Genomic DNA, 15,162 nt, shown 5'->3' with positions numbered 1-15,162 from the left:
ATGTGTCGGAGCCTCCGGCGGAAGTTTGATTGGACATGGAAAGGGAAGGTCAGACAACGACACCTGCGCCTTCCGCAGCGAGACCGACATTCTGGCGAAACACCTCGAAGAGTTCGCGCCCGACGCCGGTGCCGTTGCCGCTCAGATCGGCGGTGGCGGGGGTGCGGGTGGAAAGATCGACACCTTTGACTTCGATCGTACCGGTTGTCGCGTCAAGCCGGATGATATCACCGTCGCGGATCAGGGCGATGGGGCCGTGATCGGCTGCTTCGGGGCAGACGTGGATAGCTGAGGGGACTTTGCCCGAAGCGCCCGACATGCGCCCGTCGGTGACAAGCGCCACTTTCAGACCACGGTCCTGCAGCACGGCCAATGTCGGTGTCAGGCCGTGCAGTTCGGGCATCCCGTTGGATTTGGGGCCTTGAAAGCGGACGACGATGATCGTGTCTTGCGTGAACTCGCCTGCTTTGAAGGCGTCTTTGACGGCCTCTTGGGTGTGGAACACACGGGCAGGGGCCTCGACCACGTGACGCTCGAGGGCCACGGCAGAGGTTTTAATCACGCCGCGTCCGAGATTGCCGGAGAGTTGCACGAGGCCCCCCTGCGGTTGGAACGGATCGGTGACGGGGCGCAGGATTTTTTCGTTCAGCGATGTGGTTGTACCTGCGGCGTATTCCACGCGGCCATCCACCAGCTTGGGTTCCTGGGAATAGCGTTCAAGGCCTTGCCCTGCGACGGTCTTGGTATCGTCGTGCAGAAGGCCCGCGTTCAAAAGCTCACCAATCATAAACCCAAGTCCGCCTGCGGCGTGGAAGTGGTTCACATCTGCCAGACCGTTTGGATAGACCTTGGCCATGAGTGGTGTGACGGCGGAGAGATCGCTGAAATCCTCAAGATCGAGGATCACGCCAGCCGCTTTCGCCATGGCGGGCAGGTGGATGACAAGGTTTGTGGACCCGCCCGTGGCCATCAGACCAACGATGCCGTTCACAAAGGCCTTTTCATCAAGGATGTCGCAGACAGGCGTATAGTCGTTGCCAAGCGCCGTGATTTCCAGCGCGCGTTCTGTGGCGGCCGTGGTCAGCGCGTCGCGCAGCGGTGTGCCGGGATTGACGAAAGAGGCACCCGGCAGGTGCAGGCCCATGAATTCCATCAGCATCTGGTTGGAGTTGGCCGTGCCATAGAAGGTGCAGGTGCCGGGGCCGTGGTAGCTTGCCATTTCGGCCGCCATCAGCTCTTCACGGCCGATATTGCCTTTGGCGAATTCTTGCCGGACGCGTGCCTTTTCATCGTTGGGCAGGCCGGACACCATGGGACCTGCGGGCATGAAGATACCCGGAATATAGCCGAAGATCGCGGCGGCCATCACAAGGCCGGGGACGATTTTATCGCAGACACCCAAGTAAACCGCGCTGTCAAAGACGTTGTGCGACAGGCCCACACCTGCGGCCAGCGCGATCACATCGCGCGAGAAGAGTGACAGTTCCATCCCCGTTTGCCCTTGGGTCACGCCATCGCACATTGCTGGCACGCCGCCCGCGACCTGCGCTGTCCCACCGGCCGCACGGGCGGCGGCGCGGATCAGATCGGGGTAGGTTTCAAACGGCTGATGCGCCGAGAGCATGTCATTGTAGGCGGTAATAATGCCGATATTGGGGGTCCGGCCCGCCGTCAGCGCATCTTTGTCGCCGCCCATTGCGGCATAGGCATGGGCCTGGTTGCCGCAGGTCAGATGCGACCGGCGCGGGCCTTCGGCGGCCGCGCGGGCCATCGTGTCCATATATTTCCGGCGTGGCCCTTCCGAGCGGGCGCGGATGCGGTCCGTAACTTCGGCAATTTTGGGGTGCAGTGACATGGCATCCTCCCTCGATCTGTTTGCGGATGGCTTACCACGACCCGTTAGCGCTAACAAGGGGGCGAGAGGACGCATGCGAGAGATTGCAAAGGCGTCACCGACATGTCTTGATATTGTCAGATTTCCATGGTGAATAAATAAAAACACGTGATTGGGCGGGCTGATGCATCGTAGAACTTTTCTTGTTTCGTTTCCTCTTCTGGGGCTTATGGGCTGTGGCGCGGCCGCAGGCTTGCAAAGTGATGCGCGCCCGCAGATGGAGCGCTCTTATGCGCTGCAAGGTTTCAATTTCAATGTGCTTGAGGGTTTGACCGTTTCGGAAGACGAAACCTTTTATCCGACGGCAGATGTGGTGTGGCGCGGCGATCCGCTGGGACCGCGCATTCCGCAGATTGCGGCGATGTTCGAAGAGGCTGCCGCGCGCAACCGGCTGACCGTTGATGGCACGCTGCCTGTCACGGTGGATGTGACACTGGTGCGGTTTCACGGGGTGACCAACAGGACCCGCTATACAGTGGGCGGTGTCTACAATGTGGTCTTTGACATGACTGTGCGCAATGCAAACACAGGTGACGTGATCGAACCCGCGCGCCGCGTTGTCGGCAATCTTGACGCGCCGGGCGGGACCCGTGCAACCGAACTGGAAAGCGAAGGCCAGACGCAGAAGGTGCGGGTGACGGATTTTCTGACCAGCCTGCTGCGGGCGCAATTGGTCTAATTTGTCATCGCACGGCTTCCCAGCCGCCCCAAAGGCGGATAGGAGGCGGGTATGACAGAACATACATCCTCCGCCATGCCGGTTGTCCGGCTGATCCCCAAAGCCGAAGCCCGTGCGATCCGCCACGGGTTTCCTTGGGTTTATGCCAATGAACTGGTCACAGACCGCCGCACCCGCAATCTGACCCCCGGGACCATTGCGCAACTGGAAGACGCCAATCGCACGCCCATGGGTGTTGTGACGGTGAACCCTGCATCCAAGATCATCTGCCGTATGCTGGATCAGGATCCGGCTGCGGTGATTGATCAGGCGTGGTTTGCGGGCAAGCTCCAACGCGCTTTGGCCCATCGTGCGCGGCTCTATGAGGCGCCGTTCTACCGTCTGGTCCATGCCGAGGCCGACGGGTTGCCGGGTGTCATCATCGACCGTTTTGGCGATCTGGCAGTGATCCAGCCTAATGCCGCTTGGGCCGATTTGCTGATCACACCGCTGGTTGCGGCGCTGCAAGAGGTCACCGGCGTCACCACCGTGATCATGAACGGGACAGGGCGTGCGCGCACGCTCGAGGGGCTTGAAGAAAAAACCGACGTTCTTGTGGGCACCGCCCCCGATGCGCCGGTGCAGGTGCCGATGAACGGTGCGATTTATATGGCCGATGTGATGGGCGGGCAGAAAACCGGCCTGTTTTTTGATCAACGCCCGAACCATGCCTTTGTGGCCGGACTGTCCAAAGCTGCGCACGTGCTGGATGTGTTCAGCCATGTCGGCGGGTTCGGATTGGCGGCATTGGCGGGGGGTGCGGCTTCAGTACTGGCGGTTGACGGCTCTGCGCCCGCGCTGGAACTGGCCGAACAGGGTGCGGCCGCCATGGGGGTGTCGGACCGGTTCGAAACACGCAAAGGCGATGCCTTTGATGTGTTGACCGCCTTGGCTGAAGAGGGTGCTACATTTGATGTGGTGATCTGTGATCCGCCGGCCTTTGCCCCTTCTAAATCTTCGCTTGAGGCGGGCCTGCGGGCCTATGAGCGGATCGCCCGGCTTGCGGCACCACTGGTCGCGGATGGGGGCTATCTGACGCTATGTTCGTGTTCGCATGCGGCGGATCTGACGAAGTTCCGCAATGCCTCGGCCCGCGGGATCGGGCGCGGTGGGCGGCGCGGGCAGATCATCCACACCGGATTTGCGGGGCCGGATCATCCGTTGCTGCCACATCTGGCCGAAAGCGGCTATCTGAAAGCGCTGACCTTCCGCCTATGAGGGTGATGCTCGACGCTTGCGTTCTCTATCCCACCGTGATGCGCGAAGTGCTTCTGGGCTGCGCTGCGGCGGGGCTGTTCGAGGCGCGGTGGTCGGTGCGGATTCTGGAAGAATGGGCGCGGGCGACGGTGAAGCTCGGGCCAGAGCAAGAGGTCTGGGCACGCGGCGAGATTGCAGCGCTGGCGGCGAAATTTCCCGATGCGATGGTGCGCTATGATCCGGCGCAGGAGCGGGCGTTCTGGTTGCCTGATCCTGCGGATATCCATGTGCTGACAGCTGCGGTTGTCGGGTCCTGTGACGGCATTCTGACGATGAATGCCAAGGATTTCCCCAAGGATATTCTGGGGGATGCGGCACTTTTGCGGTGGGACCCTGACGGCTTTGCGCTTTTGTTGCTGGCGGAGGCCCCCGATCAGGTCCGCGGCGTGGCGGCGCGTGTGTTGGACACGGCCAACAGGCTGTCGCCCGAGCCGTGGACGATGCGGGCGCTGATGAAAAAGGCGCGGATGCCGCGGTTCGGCAAGGCGCTGGAAGCGTAGTGCTTCTGCGCCACCCTCGGTGCTGATTGCGCGGGCCGGTGCCTCCGGCGGGAGTATTTCGGGCAAGATGAAAAGCGGTGCCGCGTGTTTAACCGGCGTTCCACTTGGCTTCATTCGCCTCGATCGCGGCGATGCGCAATGGCGTTTTGGGGTGGCTCAACATCCACGCAGGCGTTGCGGCACCATGGGCGCCCGTCAGCGTTTCCAGTTTCTTGAAGAGTGATTTTTGCGGCTCTGTGCCGATCCCTGCTTTGACCAGCAGGGCCGAGGCATAGGCGTCAGCCTCGAACTCGTCACTGCGCGACAGGCGGGCGGCCAGCAGGCTCATCAGCGCATTGGCGATCCATGGGCCGACAAAAGGCACAAAGCGCCCCAGAATCATCGCAAGTGCCGTGCGCATCGCGTTCTGCCCCGAGAAATCAATCATCCGGCGGCGTGAATGGCCCAAGGCCACGTGGCCCATTTCATGAGCGATCACACTGGCCATTTCTTCGGAGGTGACCTCGCCTGCACGGTATTTGTTATAGAACCCGCGGGTGATGAAAATGCGCCCGTCAGGGGCGGCCAGCCCGTTGACCGGTTCGATTTCATAGATATGCACCTTGATCCGCTCGATATCGAGCGCCTTGGCCATGCGGTCCATCAGCACCTTGAGGATCGGATCGGCAAGCTCGGTGGATCGCGCGTCAAGCTCACGCTTGGTGCGCCACATCGAGAAGCGGTACATCGCAAGGCCGTAGAGCACGGCAAGAAGGATCGGTGTGAACTTGATCATTAGAGTAATATGGGCGTTTGCGGCTGTTTCTCAAGCCTGACGGGGGTTTTCATCTGCGACATTTGGCGCCGCGTCGCCCGCCCTGCGCCGTGCCCGCGCCTTGCTGGATTTCACCAGCCACAGGCCGAGCCCTGTCGCCAGCACACCCGCCGCAAGAAAGCCCGAAAGGTTGCCCGAGATGCTGGCGATTGCTGTCATGTTATCCGCAAAAACATAGCCCAGCCCGACATAGAGAGCGACCCAGACAAGCTCGCCGCTCATGGACCAGAGCGCAAAGCGGGGCCAATGAAACCGCGCAAGGCCGCTGACGTAGTTGATATGCGGGCCCAGCGGGGACACCAGCCAGCGCGAGAAAAACACAGCAGACCCGCCCCATTTGTCCATGAATTGCGCGGATTTGCTGCGCAGCGCCGCCCGTTTTGGTTTCGCCATAAGCCAGCGATCCATGCGCGCACCCAACCGGCGCGCCACCCAATACCCCGTATTGTCGCCCAGGACCGCCCCACAAAAAGCGGCGGCGGTCACGGCTGCCAATGACAAATCACCCGCAGCTGCAAAACCACCCGAGGCCAGCATCAACAGTGATGACGGAACCGGCAGGGCCAGACAGCTGAGGAATGTCACAATAAAGAGCAGGGGAACGCCATAGTCCGCCGCGAGCCCGAGGATCAGATCATTCATCGGTTTGACCTGCGTGAAAGGCTAATGCCGCAGCTGCAACCCGCTGCTGCATCTCTTCCAGCGTGAGCCCCAGTTCCTGCGCGATCGTGTCAAGCGAGGCGCGCCGTAATGCGCTGTCGGGGTTCAGGTTCCACGCCGCTTTGATCACCTCGGGGGGCACGTTATACGATTTGGCCACATAGCGCGGGGTCATCCATCCGGCCAAAGTCTGGTTCTGTTTTCCCGGATCGGACCAGTAGATGTATTGCGTGACAGCGCGCATACCGAAAACGCCGGTCAGTGCAAAAACCACTAGAAAGGCAAGAAAAGCTGGGCGATTGTGGGTCCAAAAGTCTTTGAGATGGTGCCACATCGCCTGTGCCTCCTAGCGCCCCAAGGTCCGCATGCCCGCGTCAATCCCCGAGAGTGTCATCGGCACCATACGGTCGGGGCCAAAAATTTCCCGGATCATCTGGATCGACTGTGTGTAAGGCCAGTAGCGTTCGTCAAGCGGATTGATCCAGAGATGGTTGGGCCATTGGTCGCGCGCCCGTTCCAGCCAAGTCTGGCCTGCCTCTTCGTTCCAGTGTTCGTTCGCGCCGCCCTTGAAGGCGATTTCATAGGGCGACATGCTGGCGTCACCCACGAAGATGCATTTGTAATCAGACCCGTAGGTCCGCAGCACATCCCATGTCGGCGTTTGCGCGTTCCAGCGGCGGCGGTTGTTTTTCCACACGCCCTCATAAAGGCAGTTGTGGAAGTAGAAATATTCGAAATGCTTGAATTCGGATTTGGCGGCGCTGAACAGCTCTTCCACCACTTTGATATGCGGGTCCATCGACCCCCCGATATCGAGGAAGAGCAGGACTTTCACAGCATTGCGCCGCTCGGGGCGGGTTTGCACATCCAGATAGCCGTGTTCGGCGGTGGCGCGGATGGTGCCGTTCAGGTCCAGTTCTTCGTTCGCCCCGTCACGTGCCCAGCGGCGCAGGCGTTTCAGCGCAACTTTGATGTTGCGTGTGCCCAGTTCGACCGTGTCATCGAGGTTCTTGAATTCGCGCTTGTCCCAGACTTTCACGGCGCGCTGGTGGCGGCTCTCTTTCTGGCCGATCCGCACGCCTTCGGGGTTATAGCCGTAGGCCCCGAAAGGGGAGGTGCCTGCAGTGCCGACCCATTTGGACCCGCCCTGATGGCGGCCCTTTTGTTCTTCAAGGCGTTTTTTGAGCGTTTCCATCAGCTTATCAAAACCGCCCATGGCCTCTATTTCGGCTTTCTCTGCGTCGCTCAGGTGCTTTTCGGCCAGTTTTTCCAGCCAGTCGGCAGGAATATCAACGGCATTCAGCACGGCCTCATCGGGGATTGCGTCAAGGCCCTCGAAACTCGCGGCAAAGGCGCGGTCGAACTTATCGAGGTGGCGCTCGTCCTTGACCATGGTGGCGCGGGCCAGAAAGTAGAAAGCCTCGACATCATAGGTGGCAAGGCCAGCCTTCATCCCTTCCAGAAATGACAAGAATTCGCGCAAAGACACAGGAACCCCGTGCCGGCGTAAGTTGTCAAAGAAGGGCAGAAACATGGATCACAAGCTGCGTTGCAGGAAGATCAGAACAAAAAGACCGATAAGGCCGAAGATGATCGCAAACACCGCGCCCCATTGCAGCATATCCTTGCGCCGTCCGCCTTTCGATTTCGCGCGCAACGCACCGAGGACTGCACCGAAAACCATACCTGAGAGCGGGAATATCATCGAAAAGGGCCTTTGTTAGGTTGGGGGCGGAGGCGGGGCCAGAGACGCAATTTCATTGAGCCTCAAGATGACCTCATCCCTGTCGCCCAAGCCATAAAGCGCCCACCCCAGACTGTCCAGACGCAGGGCCATGCCTGCCTCGGTCTCGCCTTTGAGATCAAGCGCTTCGGCTTTGAACATCATCAGCAGCGCCATCAAAGCCGCGTTCTCATGGCGGCGGGCGGCCGCGATGGCAGGGGTTGTCAGTGCGATGGTGGCGTCGGCATCGCGCGAGATCAGCGTAAAGGCGGCCAGTTGCAGGGCGATATGGGCGGCGTGGATATTGGTGGCGGGCGTTTGCGCATAGGCGCGGCCTGCGGCGTTGAAGGCGCCCAGCGACAGGGTCGCGTCATTGCCGATCTGCAAACGGCCGTAGGCATAGTTGGCAAAGCCTTCGCGCGGGCCGGTCCAGCCCAATGATTGCCCGATCGCAACAGCACGGGCCGCAGCCTGTCTGCGGCGCGGTTCAGAGGCGCCACTTCCCAGAGCGGTTGTGATTTCGTTGATCCAGGCCCGCGATGTTTCAGAAGGGATCTGCCCGCCGGGGCGTTGTCCGCTCGGGTTCATCCGCGCAAGGATCGCGGGCAGGCGTTCGGCGACTTGCCGTTCGGACATACCGCTGCGCAATTCGGGCGCGTAATAGGCCCGCAGGATCAGCATATCAAAACCGGTCAGCACGGCGTGCATGTTGTCATCATTAAAGACAGAATCAGGCAGCCGGTAGAGATCATTCAGCGGGCCAAGCGCCTGTGCGAGTTCCTCATGCAGACAATCGCGCACTTCCTGCGCGGTCACATCCGATGGCAGGAAAATTGCCGCCTTGTCGCGCTGTTGCAGGGTGGCCCAGTCAAGGGTGGGGGTGTTACGCGCGGCGCGCAATTCGCTCCAGCTCTGGACGCGCGGGACCACGAAACAGGCGGCATTGGGCGCAACGCGCTGGATGGTGCGGTTGGGCAGGGTCTCGATCACGATATTGGCGTCGGTGTTATTGGTCAGCCGGATATCAATGCGGGCTTCGTTGCGCAGGCGGCGCAAGAGCGCCTCAAGATCTTGCCGGTTTTCCGGGCGCAGCTGTCCGACGACCCGCACAGTGATCGGGCCTTCGAAACGGGTCAGGACAGGCAAAGGCCGCCCACTTTCCATCCGGAACGCCAGATCCACGAAATCCAGCGCAATCTCCGCGTTCGGGCGCGTGGACGGTCCGGGGCTTTCACCCGCAAAACGCGCCATTTCCGGGAATGTGAGACGCACGGGGTCTGGCTCGGCAGGCATCTGGGCACAGCCCGCTGCAAAGGCGAGGGCAAAAGCGGCAAGGTACTTCATGCGGGTCTGGCGTATTTGATGAAGTCGGTTTTCTGGCCCACGCGATCATACAGGCGGCGACCTACGGCGTTATCTTCTTGCGTCAGCCAGTAAACTGCCGGTGCACCTGCCTGATCCGCTGCCCGATAGACCGCTTCGATCAGTTTGCGCCCGATCCCTGTGCCGCGCACCGCAGGATCGGCATAGAGGTCTTGCAGATAGCAGACATTCTCGACCCGCCAGCAATGGCGATGGAAGAGGTAGTGCACCAACCCCACAATGGTGCCGTCCTGTTCAGCGACCATGCCGTGAAAGTCTTGCGCATCCCCGCCCAGCAGGCGTGCAAATGTACTGGCATAAACGGCCTCGGGAACGCTGGATTTGTAGAAGGCAAGATAGCTTTTCCAAAGCGCGCGCCACGCAACTTCGTCCTTGGCCTCAAGCGGGCGGATCGTGGCGGAAGAGGAGGCTGTCATGCGCGGTGCTCGTTCGTATTTGTTAGGCCAGACAATAGCGGTGTTTGGCCATAGGGCCAGTCAATTCCCTGTGGGGCCTTGAATTGGCGTAATTTTGTTTGTTTAGTCACCTGCATGAAACAGCTGGTCATGCAGAGCATCGTCTTTATCATCGGATTGTCCGGCCCGCTGGCGGCGCAGCCGTTCAGCAAAAGCATGGCGGAATGCGCAGGCCTATATCAGTTCGGCGCTGCGTTCATGACCGATCCGGAGCGGGCCTATCTGTTTGATTTTGGTCAGGCCAAATGGATCAACGCGGCGGTCTTGCAGGCGCAAACTGAAGGCGTTGCAGATCCGGCCGCCTATGTCGCAACTGCGCAAGCCGCAAAATATCAGGAGTGGACGGATCGCGGCGCAATGGCCGTGTTTTCCGAGGACATGGGCGATTGGTTCGACTACTGCCGGTCCTTCGCGGAGGCGCGCGGAATTGACCTTCACCCCGATTAGCGCTGTCCCCGCGCCATAAACGCCAGCCGTTCGAACAAATGCACATCCTGCTCGTTCTTGAGCAGGGCACCATGCAGTTTCGGCAGCGCATTCGCCCCGTCACGTTTGAGGTCCTCGGCGCTCAGATCCTCGGCCAATAGCAGCTTGAGCCAGTCCAGCACTTCAGAGGTGGAGGGCTTTTTCTTCAGGCCCGCCGTTTCACGCAATTCGTAGAACTGGGTGAGGGCGGTGGTCAGCAACTGTTCTTTGATGCCCGGATGATGGACCGCGACGATTTTGCGCATCGTGTCGATGTCGGGAAAGCGGATGTAGTGGAAAAAACAGCGGCGCAGAAAGGCGTCGGGCAGTTCTTTTTCGTTGTTGGATGTGATGATCACGACAGGGCGGTGGATGGCCTTCACGGTCTCGCCGGTCTCGTAGACGTGGAACTCCATCCGGTCCAGTTCCTGCAAAAGGTCGTTGGGGAATTCGATATCGGCCTTGTCGATCTCGTCGATCAAGAGCACGACCTTGCCATCCGCGCCGAAGGCCTGCCAGAGCTTGCCCTTCTTGATATAGTTGGCCACGTCATGCACCCGCGCATCGCCCAATTGGCTATCGCGCAAACGGCTCACGGCGTCGTATTCATAAAGCCCCTGTTGCGCCTTGGTTGTCGATTTGATGTGCCATTCAATCATAGGGAGCCCAAGGGCCGCGCTGACCTGCCGCGCAAGCTCGGTCTTGCCGGTGCCAGGCTCGCCTTTCACCAAAAGCGGGCGTTCCAGCGTGACGGCTGCATTCACCGCCATGGTCAGGTCGTCAGTGGCGATATAAGTCTCGGTTCCGGTGAATTGCATCTGCTTGCCCTTTGATTTGCAAAAGTAACCTAGCAGGTCGTTCGGGATCATCAACACCCTGCGAGGCCTGTCAAAATGGGGGGTGACAGCGCGCCGGGAACCAAGTAAACCCCGACAAAATTGGGGTTGGGGTGAGCGCAATGCGTCAGCGCGCATCAAAGCAAGAGGGTATGAATATGAAGGCAGAAGTGTTTCTTGGAGACGACTATCGCCCGGCAGATGACGAACCATTCATGAATGAGCGGCAGACCGAATATTTCCGTCGCAAACTGCTGGCCTGGAAGGCCGAACTCCTTGAAGACAGCCGCGACACTGTCGCCGGCATGAAAGACCAGACACGCAATATTCCTGATGTGGCTGATCGCGCTTCTGAAGAAACCGACCGTTCGCTTGAGCTGCGCACACGCGACCGCCAGCGCAAGCTGGTTACCAAGATCGACGCGGCATTGCGCCGGATCGAACAGGGCGAATACGGCTACTGCGAAATCACTGGCGAGCCTATCTCGCTCAAGCGTCTGGATGCCCGTCCCATCGCCACCATGAGCCTTGAGGCGCAAGAGCGCCACGAACGCCGCGAAAAGGTGCATCGGGACGACTAGAATGGCCCATAACCAAAGCCGCGACATCGCTGTAATCGGCGGCGGCATTGGTGGGTTAACGGCCGCATTGGCCTTCGCGCGCGATGGCGCAACCGTCACAGTCTATGAACAGGCACCCGCGCTGACCGAGGTTGGCGCCGGTCTGCAGATTACGCCCAACGGTGCGCGTGCCTTGAACGCGCTTGGGATCGACCGCGCGCTTGCCGCCTCCGGTGTGCAGGCACAGGCCGTCGTGCCGATGGATGCGATGACAGGGCGCGAGATTGCGCGCTTTGATCTCTCCGCGCAGACGCCGCCTTACGTCTTCTATCACCGCGCGGCCCTGATCGATATTCTGGCGCGTGGCTGTGATGTTGCAGGCGTCACGATCAGGCTGGGCGCGAAGATCACACAGATCAGTACTGACGGCAGTTTCAGTTGCGATGGCAAGACATGCCGGCCTGCATTGACTGTCGGTGCCGACGGGCTGCATTCCGTGGTGCGCGGCCTGATCAACCGGCCTGCACAGCCGTTCTTTACGGGGCAGGTGGCATGGCGTGCCCTGATCAAGACCGACAAGACGGACCCTGTGGCCCGTATCTGGATGGCCCCGGGACGGCATATGGTCACCTATCCATTGCCTGGCGGTCGGCTGAACATTGTTGCGGTGCAGGAACGCAGCCAATGGGCCAAGGAAGGCTGGCACCACAGCGATGACCCCGGCAACCTGCGCATGGCCTTTGCGGACTGCGGCTGGGAGGCGAAAAGTATCTTGTCTGCGGTCGAAGATGTGCGGCTTTGGGGGCTGTTCCGGCACCCCGTGGCGGCAAAATGGCATCTGGGCACATTGGCGATTTTGGGGGACGCGGCACATCCCACATTGCCGTTTCTTGCGCAGGGTGCAAACCTCGCGATCGAGGATGCCTATACCTTGGCGCGCTGCTGCAATGAAGAGGCCACGATTGAGGCAGGCTTGCGCCGCTATCAGGACAAACGCCGCGCGCGTGTCGTGCGGGCGATTGAGGCGGCAAACAAGAATGCGCGCAATTATCACCTGGGCGGTGTGCAGCGCATGGTGGCCCATGCTGGGCTGCGGACCTTGGGGAAAGTCGCGCCAACCGCGTTTCTCAACCGGCTCGGCTGGCTTTATGATCACGATGTGACTGCCTGACCGCGCAGCTTTTTCCGAACAGGGCAAAGCAAGACCGCGTTTGCAGGTTATGTCGCGATTGCGGCAACAATGCTTCTTAATACCTTGATTGTTTCCGGTTTTTGCCCAGCTTTCGGCAAATTGCCTATGTATTCAGGCATCATGTTGCCCATCGACTTTCATAAGCATGCCCAAACCTCCACGGTGCAGCCTGCGTCCGGTGCCGTGTCCGGTGCAGATATGTTTCTGGCAATCACGATCCGGCGCACGACCTTATCCTTTGCGTGGAAACACCGCACCACGCAGAACAGTGACGCAAGAACGATAGCGCGGCATTCGCAGGTGTCAGAGGCCTAGTGGCCTGTAAAGGTGTTGGTTTTATGGGCTCAAAACCCAACCGCAATAATCACCAATTCCTGCTCGCCTGATCGGTGACCCTTTCCAACACTTCATGGGTACGCCAATCGACGCGGTAGATCTCGTCTTCGATCCGGAAATAGACCCAGCCATCGCTGACGGTTGGCAGGCCATAGTAACGCGCATTCATGATCATGGAATATTGTCCACGCTCAAGGATCTCACCGATCTCGACGGGGCCCGGTTGTGGCGTCAAGGGCTGGGGGATGGCGACGCAAGCGGTGCCCGCGACGGCGATGCGGCACTGTGCCTGACCGATTGTCGGCAATATGACAGCGACGGCTACGATACTGATAAACTGGCGAAGCATGTGTCTGTGCTCCTGAAATGCGACCTGAAAAAGCGATCCTAACCGATCAACGGGCTAGGCGGCAAGGTCTACCCAGACAGGCACGTGGTCCGAGGGCTTTTCACGGCCGCGCACGTCGCTTTCGATCCAGCAGTTGTTCAAAAGGTCCGCGCATTGTGGTGTCAGCAGAAAGTGGTCGATACGGATACCGTCGTTCTTGTCCCAGGCACCCGCCTGATAATCCCAGAAGGAATAGTGGCCCGCACCCGCCTCGCGCGCGCGGAAAGCTTCGGTGTAGCCAAGGTTCAGGATACGGCGGAACGCCTCGCGGCTTTCAAGACGAAAGAGCGCGTCATCGCGCCACGCATCCGGGCGCGCGGCATCTTCGGCTTGCGGGATAATATTGTAATCCCCGCACATTAGCGCCACTTCCTCATGTGATATAAGTTCAGCGGCACGGGCCTGAAGCCGTTCCATCCAGCGCAGTTTATAGTCATATTTCGGCCCCGGTGCGGGGTTGCCGTTGGGCAGGTAAAGCCCGCAAATCCGCACCGCTTTGTCGCCCACAACGGTTGCCTCGATATAGCGGGCCTCTTCGTCGTCCACACCGTCGCGCCCCGCGCCTGCGGCACCCGGCAGGCCGCGCGTGACGTCCTCAAGCGGGAATTTCGACAGGAGTGCGACCCCGTTAAAGCCCTTTTGGCCGTGGGTTTCGACGTTATAGCCCTTGTCCTCGAATATCTCGCGGGGGAAGCCTTCGTCGACTGATTTGATTTCCTGCAGCACCGCCACATCGGGCTGGGTGTCATCAATCCAGTTGGTCAGCGCGTCAATACGGGCTTTGACACCGTTAATGTTGAATGTCGCGATTTTCATATGCGCCCCCTGTTGTTGCCAAGGGTTTTGGCGAAGGGGGCGGAGAAAGGCAACTCTTGGTTTCGTTTGGGGCGGGACATGATAGGAAATGTCTGCTTTGCGGACGAAGCTGCCGTTCGTTTCCGTTGCATCATCTCATTGTTTGCGACAGTTTCCGCTACAAGCAGAGAGAAACTCAAACCAGCGGAACAGCCATGCCGGCACGGGAAATGAAAGTGTTCAACGAACCTAATTTTCGATTACTGCGATTGGCAGCGCGTTTCCGACCAACGCCTGAGGCAAATCTTAGGAAAGTAAACTCCGCAGAAGTCGCGTCGGTCATCGAAAGTTTAATGAGCATTGGGCTTTATGCGGATGAATTTGCCTACCTTGAGAGCCCGGAACTGAACTACTTTGAGATGCTATCGAAACTTGAAGATTTCTTGACCTCTCTAGGTTGGAAGCCGCTAAGTGAGGAACAAGAGTTTCGTTTTCTCACAGCAGTTTATGCTGAAGTGGGCGCGAAAGACGACCATTCAGCATATCATGCTATTTCACGATGGATGGAAGATGTGGGACGCGAAATGGACGAAAGTTTCCATATCCAGTTCGTCGCGGACGGTATTGAAGCCGAGCGATTGTATGGCTGTTATTATTCACATTCGCCCGTGCTAGGCGGAGACCTCATCCCAAGCGTTGTAGACCCGAATACTCACGATTGGAGTATGGAAGGCGACGCCCGCCCAAAGAAGGTGTTTTCGGAATGGCTCGCCGCGCATCCCAATGACAAAAGCGAAAATCGCCCCTTCGACGAGGACTTGTTAAACGACCTTTCAGCATAGTCTAACTCAGTTCGTTTTCTGCGTGGCAGCAACTGACAGGATGGGCTCAAACCTAACTTTCGCCGCGCATAACCGCGAAATCAGGTTGGCGGACAAAACGGCCTTCGCCGTCCCCCCAAACGCACCCCACGGCAGAACTGGCCGGCGCAGTCCGGCCATCGCCCGACCTCCCCCAGGAGGGCGATTTTGCAACGCTTTCAAAGGTATCTGACCCTGATTTTACTGCACGATCCCGTGCCTCTGACGCCGCACAGCCCTCCAGGTCGGACGATGGCCGGACGACACCTGAGGTGGCACGTTGGGCGTAACCCTGACTTTCGCGCCCAGCAGACTTTGCCGCACAC

Annotated in this window: 18 protein-coding genes; 7 read left to right on the top strand and 11 right to left on the bottom strand. The window is 59.5% G+C overall.

Going from position 1 to position 15,162, the window contains the following annotated elements; all coding sequences use genetic code 11:
* Positions 1 to 49 precede the first annotated feature (49 nt).
* Positions 50 to 1,855, bottom strand: coding sequence for a phosphogluconate dehydratase (gene edd / locus B0B09_RS04915; RefSeq protein ID WP_076658598.1), 1,806 nt, complete (start codon positions 1,853 to 1,855; stop codon positions 50 to 52).
* A gap of 163 nt (positions 1,856 to 2,018) precedes the next feature.
* Here edd and B0B09_RS04910 point away from each other — a divergent pair, with 163 nt between their 5' ends.
* Genes B0B09_RS04910 through B0B09_RS04900 form a run of 3 tightly spaced genes read left to right on the top strand, consistent with a single transcriptional unit; the run spans position 2,019 to position 4,369 of the window.
* A complete protein-coding gene (locus tag B0B09_RS04910) occupies positions 2,019 to 2,573 on the top strand; it encodes a DUF6778 family protein (RefSeq protein ID WP_055292993.1) in 555 nt (184 codons plus the stop codon).
* A 51-nt stretch (positions 2,574 to 2,624) separates the two neighbouring features.
* Positions 2,625 to 3,830, top strand: coding sequence for an RSP_2647 family RNA methyltransferase (locus B0B09_RS04905; protein ID WP_076658597.1), 1,206 nt, complete (start codon positions 2,625 to 2,627; stop codon positions 3,828 to 3,830).
* Positions 3,827 to 4,369, top strand: a complete 543-nt coding sequence (locus B0B09_RS04900) for an RSP_2648 family PIN domain-containing protein (protein WP_076658596.1) — start codon at positions 3,827 to 3,829, stop codon at positions 4,367 to 4,369. Before B0B09_RS04905 ends, B0B09_RS04900 begins: the two co-directional genes overlap by 4 nt.
* 88 nt (positions 4,370 to 4,457) lie before the next feature.
* Here the strand turns inward: B0B09_RS04900 and B0B09_RS04895 are convergent, their stop codons facing one another.
* The 7 genes from B0B09_RS04895 to B0B09_RS04870 are packed head-to-tail and all read right to left on the bottom strand — an operon-like array spanning position 4,458 to position 9,365.
* Positions 4,458 to 5,144, bottom strand: coding sequence for a M48 family metallopeptidase (locus tag B0B09_RS04895; protein ID WP_076658595.1), 687 nt, complete (start codon positions 5,142 to 5,144; stop codon positions 4,458 to 4,460).
* Positions 5,145 to 5,174: 30 nt separating this feature from the next.
* Positions 5,175 to 5,825 carry a DedA family protein gene (locus tag B0B09_RS04890; protein WP_076658594.1) on the bottom strand — a complete coding sequence of 217 codons (651 nt, stop codon included), beginning with the start codon at positions 5,823 to 5,825 and terminating at the stop codon, positions 5,175 to 5,177.
* Entirely contained in the window at positions 5,818 to 6,177 is a 360-nt protein-coding gene (locus B0B09_RS04885) for a hypothetical protein (protein WP_076658593.1), read from the bottom strand. Before B0B09_RS04885 ends, B0B09_RS04890 begins: the two co-directional genes overlap by 8 nt.
* Positions 6,178 to 6,189: 12 nt before the next feature.
* A complete protein-coding gene (locus tag B0B09_RS04880; RefSeq protein WP_076658592.1) occupies positions 6,190 to 7,377 on the bottom strand; it encodes a vWA domain-containing protein in 1,188 nt (395 codons plus the stop codon).
* Between the two features lie 3 nt (positions 7,378 to 7,380).
* Positions 7,381 to 7,548 (bottom strand): hypothetical protein, encoded by a 168-nt coding sequence (locus tag B0B09_RS17870; protein ID WP_165689266.1) that lies wholly within the window; start codon positions 7,546 to 7,548, stop codon positions 7,381 to 7,383.
* A 15-nt stretch (positions 7,549 to 7,563) separates the two neighbouring features.
* Positions 7,564 to 8,910, bottom strand: a complete 1,347-nt coding sequence (locus tag B0B09_RS04875) for a DUF2927 domain-containing protein (protein WP_076658591.1) — start codon at positions 8,908 to 8,910, stop codon at positions 7,564 to 7,566.
* A complete protein-coding gene (locus tag B0B09_RS04870) occupies positions 8,907 to 9,365 on the bottom strand; it encodes a GNAT family N-acetyltransferase (RefSeq protein ID WP_076658590.1) in 459 nt (152 codons plus the stop codon). The genes B0B09_RS04875 and B0B09_RS04870 overlap by 4 nt, the downstream gene beginning before the upstream one ends.
* A 114-nt stretch (positions 9,366 to 9,479) precedes the next feature.
* Between B0B09_RS04870 and B0B09_RS04865 the strand changes: the two genes are divergently transcribed.
* A complete protein-coding gene (locus B0B09_RS04865; RefSeq protein ID WP_131824995.1) occupies positions 9,480 to 9,851 on the top strand; it encodes a hypothetical protein in 372 nt (123 codons plus the stop codon).
* Here B0B09_RS04865 and B0B09_RS04860 read toward each other — a convergent pair.
* On the bottom strand, positions 9,848 to 10,687 hold the full coding sequence (locus B0B09_RS04860; RefSeq protein WP_055293424.1) for an AAA family ATPase: 840 nt from the start codon (positions 10,685 to 10,687) through the stop codon (positions 9,848 to 9,850). The two genes, B0B09_RS04865 and B0B09_RS04860, sit on opposite strands and share 4 nt — an antisense overlap.
* Positions 10,688 to 10,863: 176 nt before the next feature.
* On the opposite strand from B0B09_RS04860, the gene dksA reads away from it, so the two are divergent.
* Both dksA and B0B09_RS04850 read left to right on the top strand, forming a co-directional pair.
* The gene (gene dksA / locus B0B09_RS04855) at positions 10,864 to 11,286 is read left to right on the top strand and encodes an RNA polymerase-binding protein DksA (protein WP_055293422.1); all 423 of its coding nucleotides are present in this window, start codon (positions 10,864 to 10,866) and stop codon (positions 11,284 to 11,286) included.
* A 1-nt stretch (position 11,287) separates the two neighbouring features.
* On the top strand, positions 11,288 to 12,436 hold the full coding sequence (locus B0B09_RS04850; RefSeq protein ID WP_076658588.1) for an FAD-dependent monooxygenase: 1,149 nt from the start codon (positions 11,288 to 11,290) through the stop codon (positions 12,434 to 12,436).
* Between the two features lie 385 nt (positions 12,437 to 12,821).
* Here the strand turns inward: B0B09_RS04850 and B0B09_RS04840 are convergent, their stop codons facing one another.
* Both B0B09_RS04840 and xth read right to left on the bottom strand, forming a co-directional pair.
* A complete protein-coding gene (locus tag B0B09_RS04840; RefSeq protein WP_076658586.1) occupies positions 12,822 to 13,142 on the bottom strand; it encodes a hypothetical protein in 321 nt (106 codons plus the stop codon).
* A 54-nt stretch (positions 13,143 to 13,196) separates the two neighbouring features.
* On the bottom strand, positions 13,197 to 13,997 hold the full coding sequence (xth, locus tag B0B09_RS04835) for an exodeoxyribonuclease III (protein WP_076658585.1): 801 nt from the start codon (positions 13,995 to 13,997) through the stop codon (positions 13,197 to 13,199).
* Between xth and B0B09_RS04830 the strand changes: the two genes are divergently transcribed.
* Entirely contained in the window at positions 13,982 to 14,818 is an 837-nt protein-coding gene (locus B0B09_RS04830; protein ID WP_131824994.1) for a hypothetical protein, read from the top strand. The genes xth and B0B09_RS04830 overlap by 16 nt on opposite strands.
* The last annotated feature ends 344 nt before the right edge of the window (positions 14,819 to 15,162 follow it).

This window comes from Yoonia rosea (genome assembly GCF_900156505.1).
GTDB lineage: Bacteria > Pseudomonadota > Alphaproteobacteria > Rhodobacterales > Rhodobacteraceae > Yoonia > Yoonia rosea.
This window is presented reverse-complemented; position numbering and strand designations above follow the sequence as displayed.

Excerpts from the sequence above, each read along its gene's own strand:
- B0B09_RS04860 (WP_055293424.1), bottom strand. The coding sequence starts at position 10,687 with ATGCAATTCACCGGAACCGAGACTTATATCGCCACTGACGACCTGACC.
- B0B09_RS04840 (WP_076658586.1), bottom strand. The coding sequence starts at position 13,142 with ATGCTTCGCCAGTTTATCAGTATCGTAGCCGTCGCTGTCATATTGCCG.
- B0B09_RS04870 (WP_076658590.1), bottom strand. The coding sequence starts at position 9,365 with ATGACAGCCTCCTCTTCCGCCACGATCCGCCCGCTTGAGGCCAAGGAC.
- dksA (WP_055293422.1), top strand. The coding sequence starts at position 10,864 with ATGAAGGCAGAAGTGTTTCTTGGAGACGACTATCGCCCGGCAGATGAC.
- edd (WP_076658598.1), bottom strand. The coding sequence starts at position 1,855 with ATGTCACTGCACCCCAAAATTGCCGAAGTTACGGACCGCATCCGCGCC.
- B0B09_RS04905 (WP_076658597.1), top strand. The coding sequence starts at position 2,625 with ATGACAGAACATACATCCTCCGCCATGCCGGTTGTCCGGCTGATCCCC.
- B0B09_RS04830 (WP_131824994.1), top strand. The coding sequence starts at position 13,982 with ATGTCGCGATTTTCATATGCGCCCCCTGTTGTTGCCAAGGGTTTTGGC.
- B0B09_RS04880 (WP_076658592.1), bottom strand. The coding sequence starts at position 7,377 with ATGTTTCTGCCCTTCTTTGACAACTTACGCCGGCACGGGGTTCCTGTG.
- B0B09_RS04865 (WP_131824995.1), top strand. The coding sequence starts at position 9,480 with ATGAAACAGCTGGTCATGCAGAGCATCGTCTTTATCATCGGATTGTCC.
- B0B09_RS17870 (WP_165689266.1), bottom strand. The coding sequence starts at position 7,548 with ATGATATTCCCGCTCTCAGGTATGGTTTTCGGTGCAGTCCTCGGTGCG.
- B0B09_RS04895 (WP_076658595.1), bottom strand. The coding sequence starts at position 5,144 with ATGATCAAGTTCACACCGATCCTTCTTGCCGTGCTCTACGGCCTTGCG.
- B0B09_RS04890 (WP_076658594.1), bottom strand. The coding sequence starts at position 5,825 with ATGAATGATCTGATCCTCGGGCTCGCGGCGGACTATGGCGTTCCCCTG.
- B0B09_RS04910 (WP_055292993.1), top strand. The coding sequence starts at position 2,019 with ATGCATCGTAGAACTTTTCTTGTTTCGTTTCCTCTTCTGGGGCTTATG.
- B0B09_RS04875 (WP_076658591.1), bottom strand. The coding sequence starts at position 8,910 with ATGAAGTACCTTGCCGCTTTTGCCCTCGCCTTTGCAGCGGGCTGTGCC.
- B0B09_RS04900 (WP_076658596.1), top strand. The coding sequence starts at position 3,827 with ATGAGGGTGATGCTCGACGCTTGCGTTCTCTATCCCACCGTGATGCGC.
- xth (WP_076658585.1), bottom strand. The coding sequence starts at position 13,997 with ATGAAAATCGCGACATTCAACATTAACGGTGTCAAAGCCCGTATTGAC.
- B0B09_RS04850 (WP_076658588.1), top strand. The coding sequence starts at position 11,288 with ATGGCCCATAACCAAAGCCGCGACATCGCTGTAATCGGCGGCGGCATT.
- B0B09_RS04885 (WP_076658593.1), bottom strand. The coding sequence starts at position 6,177 with ATGTGGCACCATCTCAAAGACTTTTGGACCCACAATCGCCCAGCTTTT.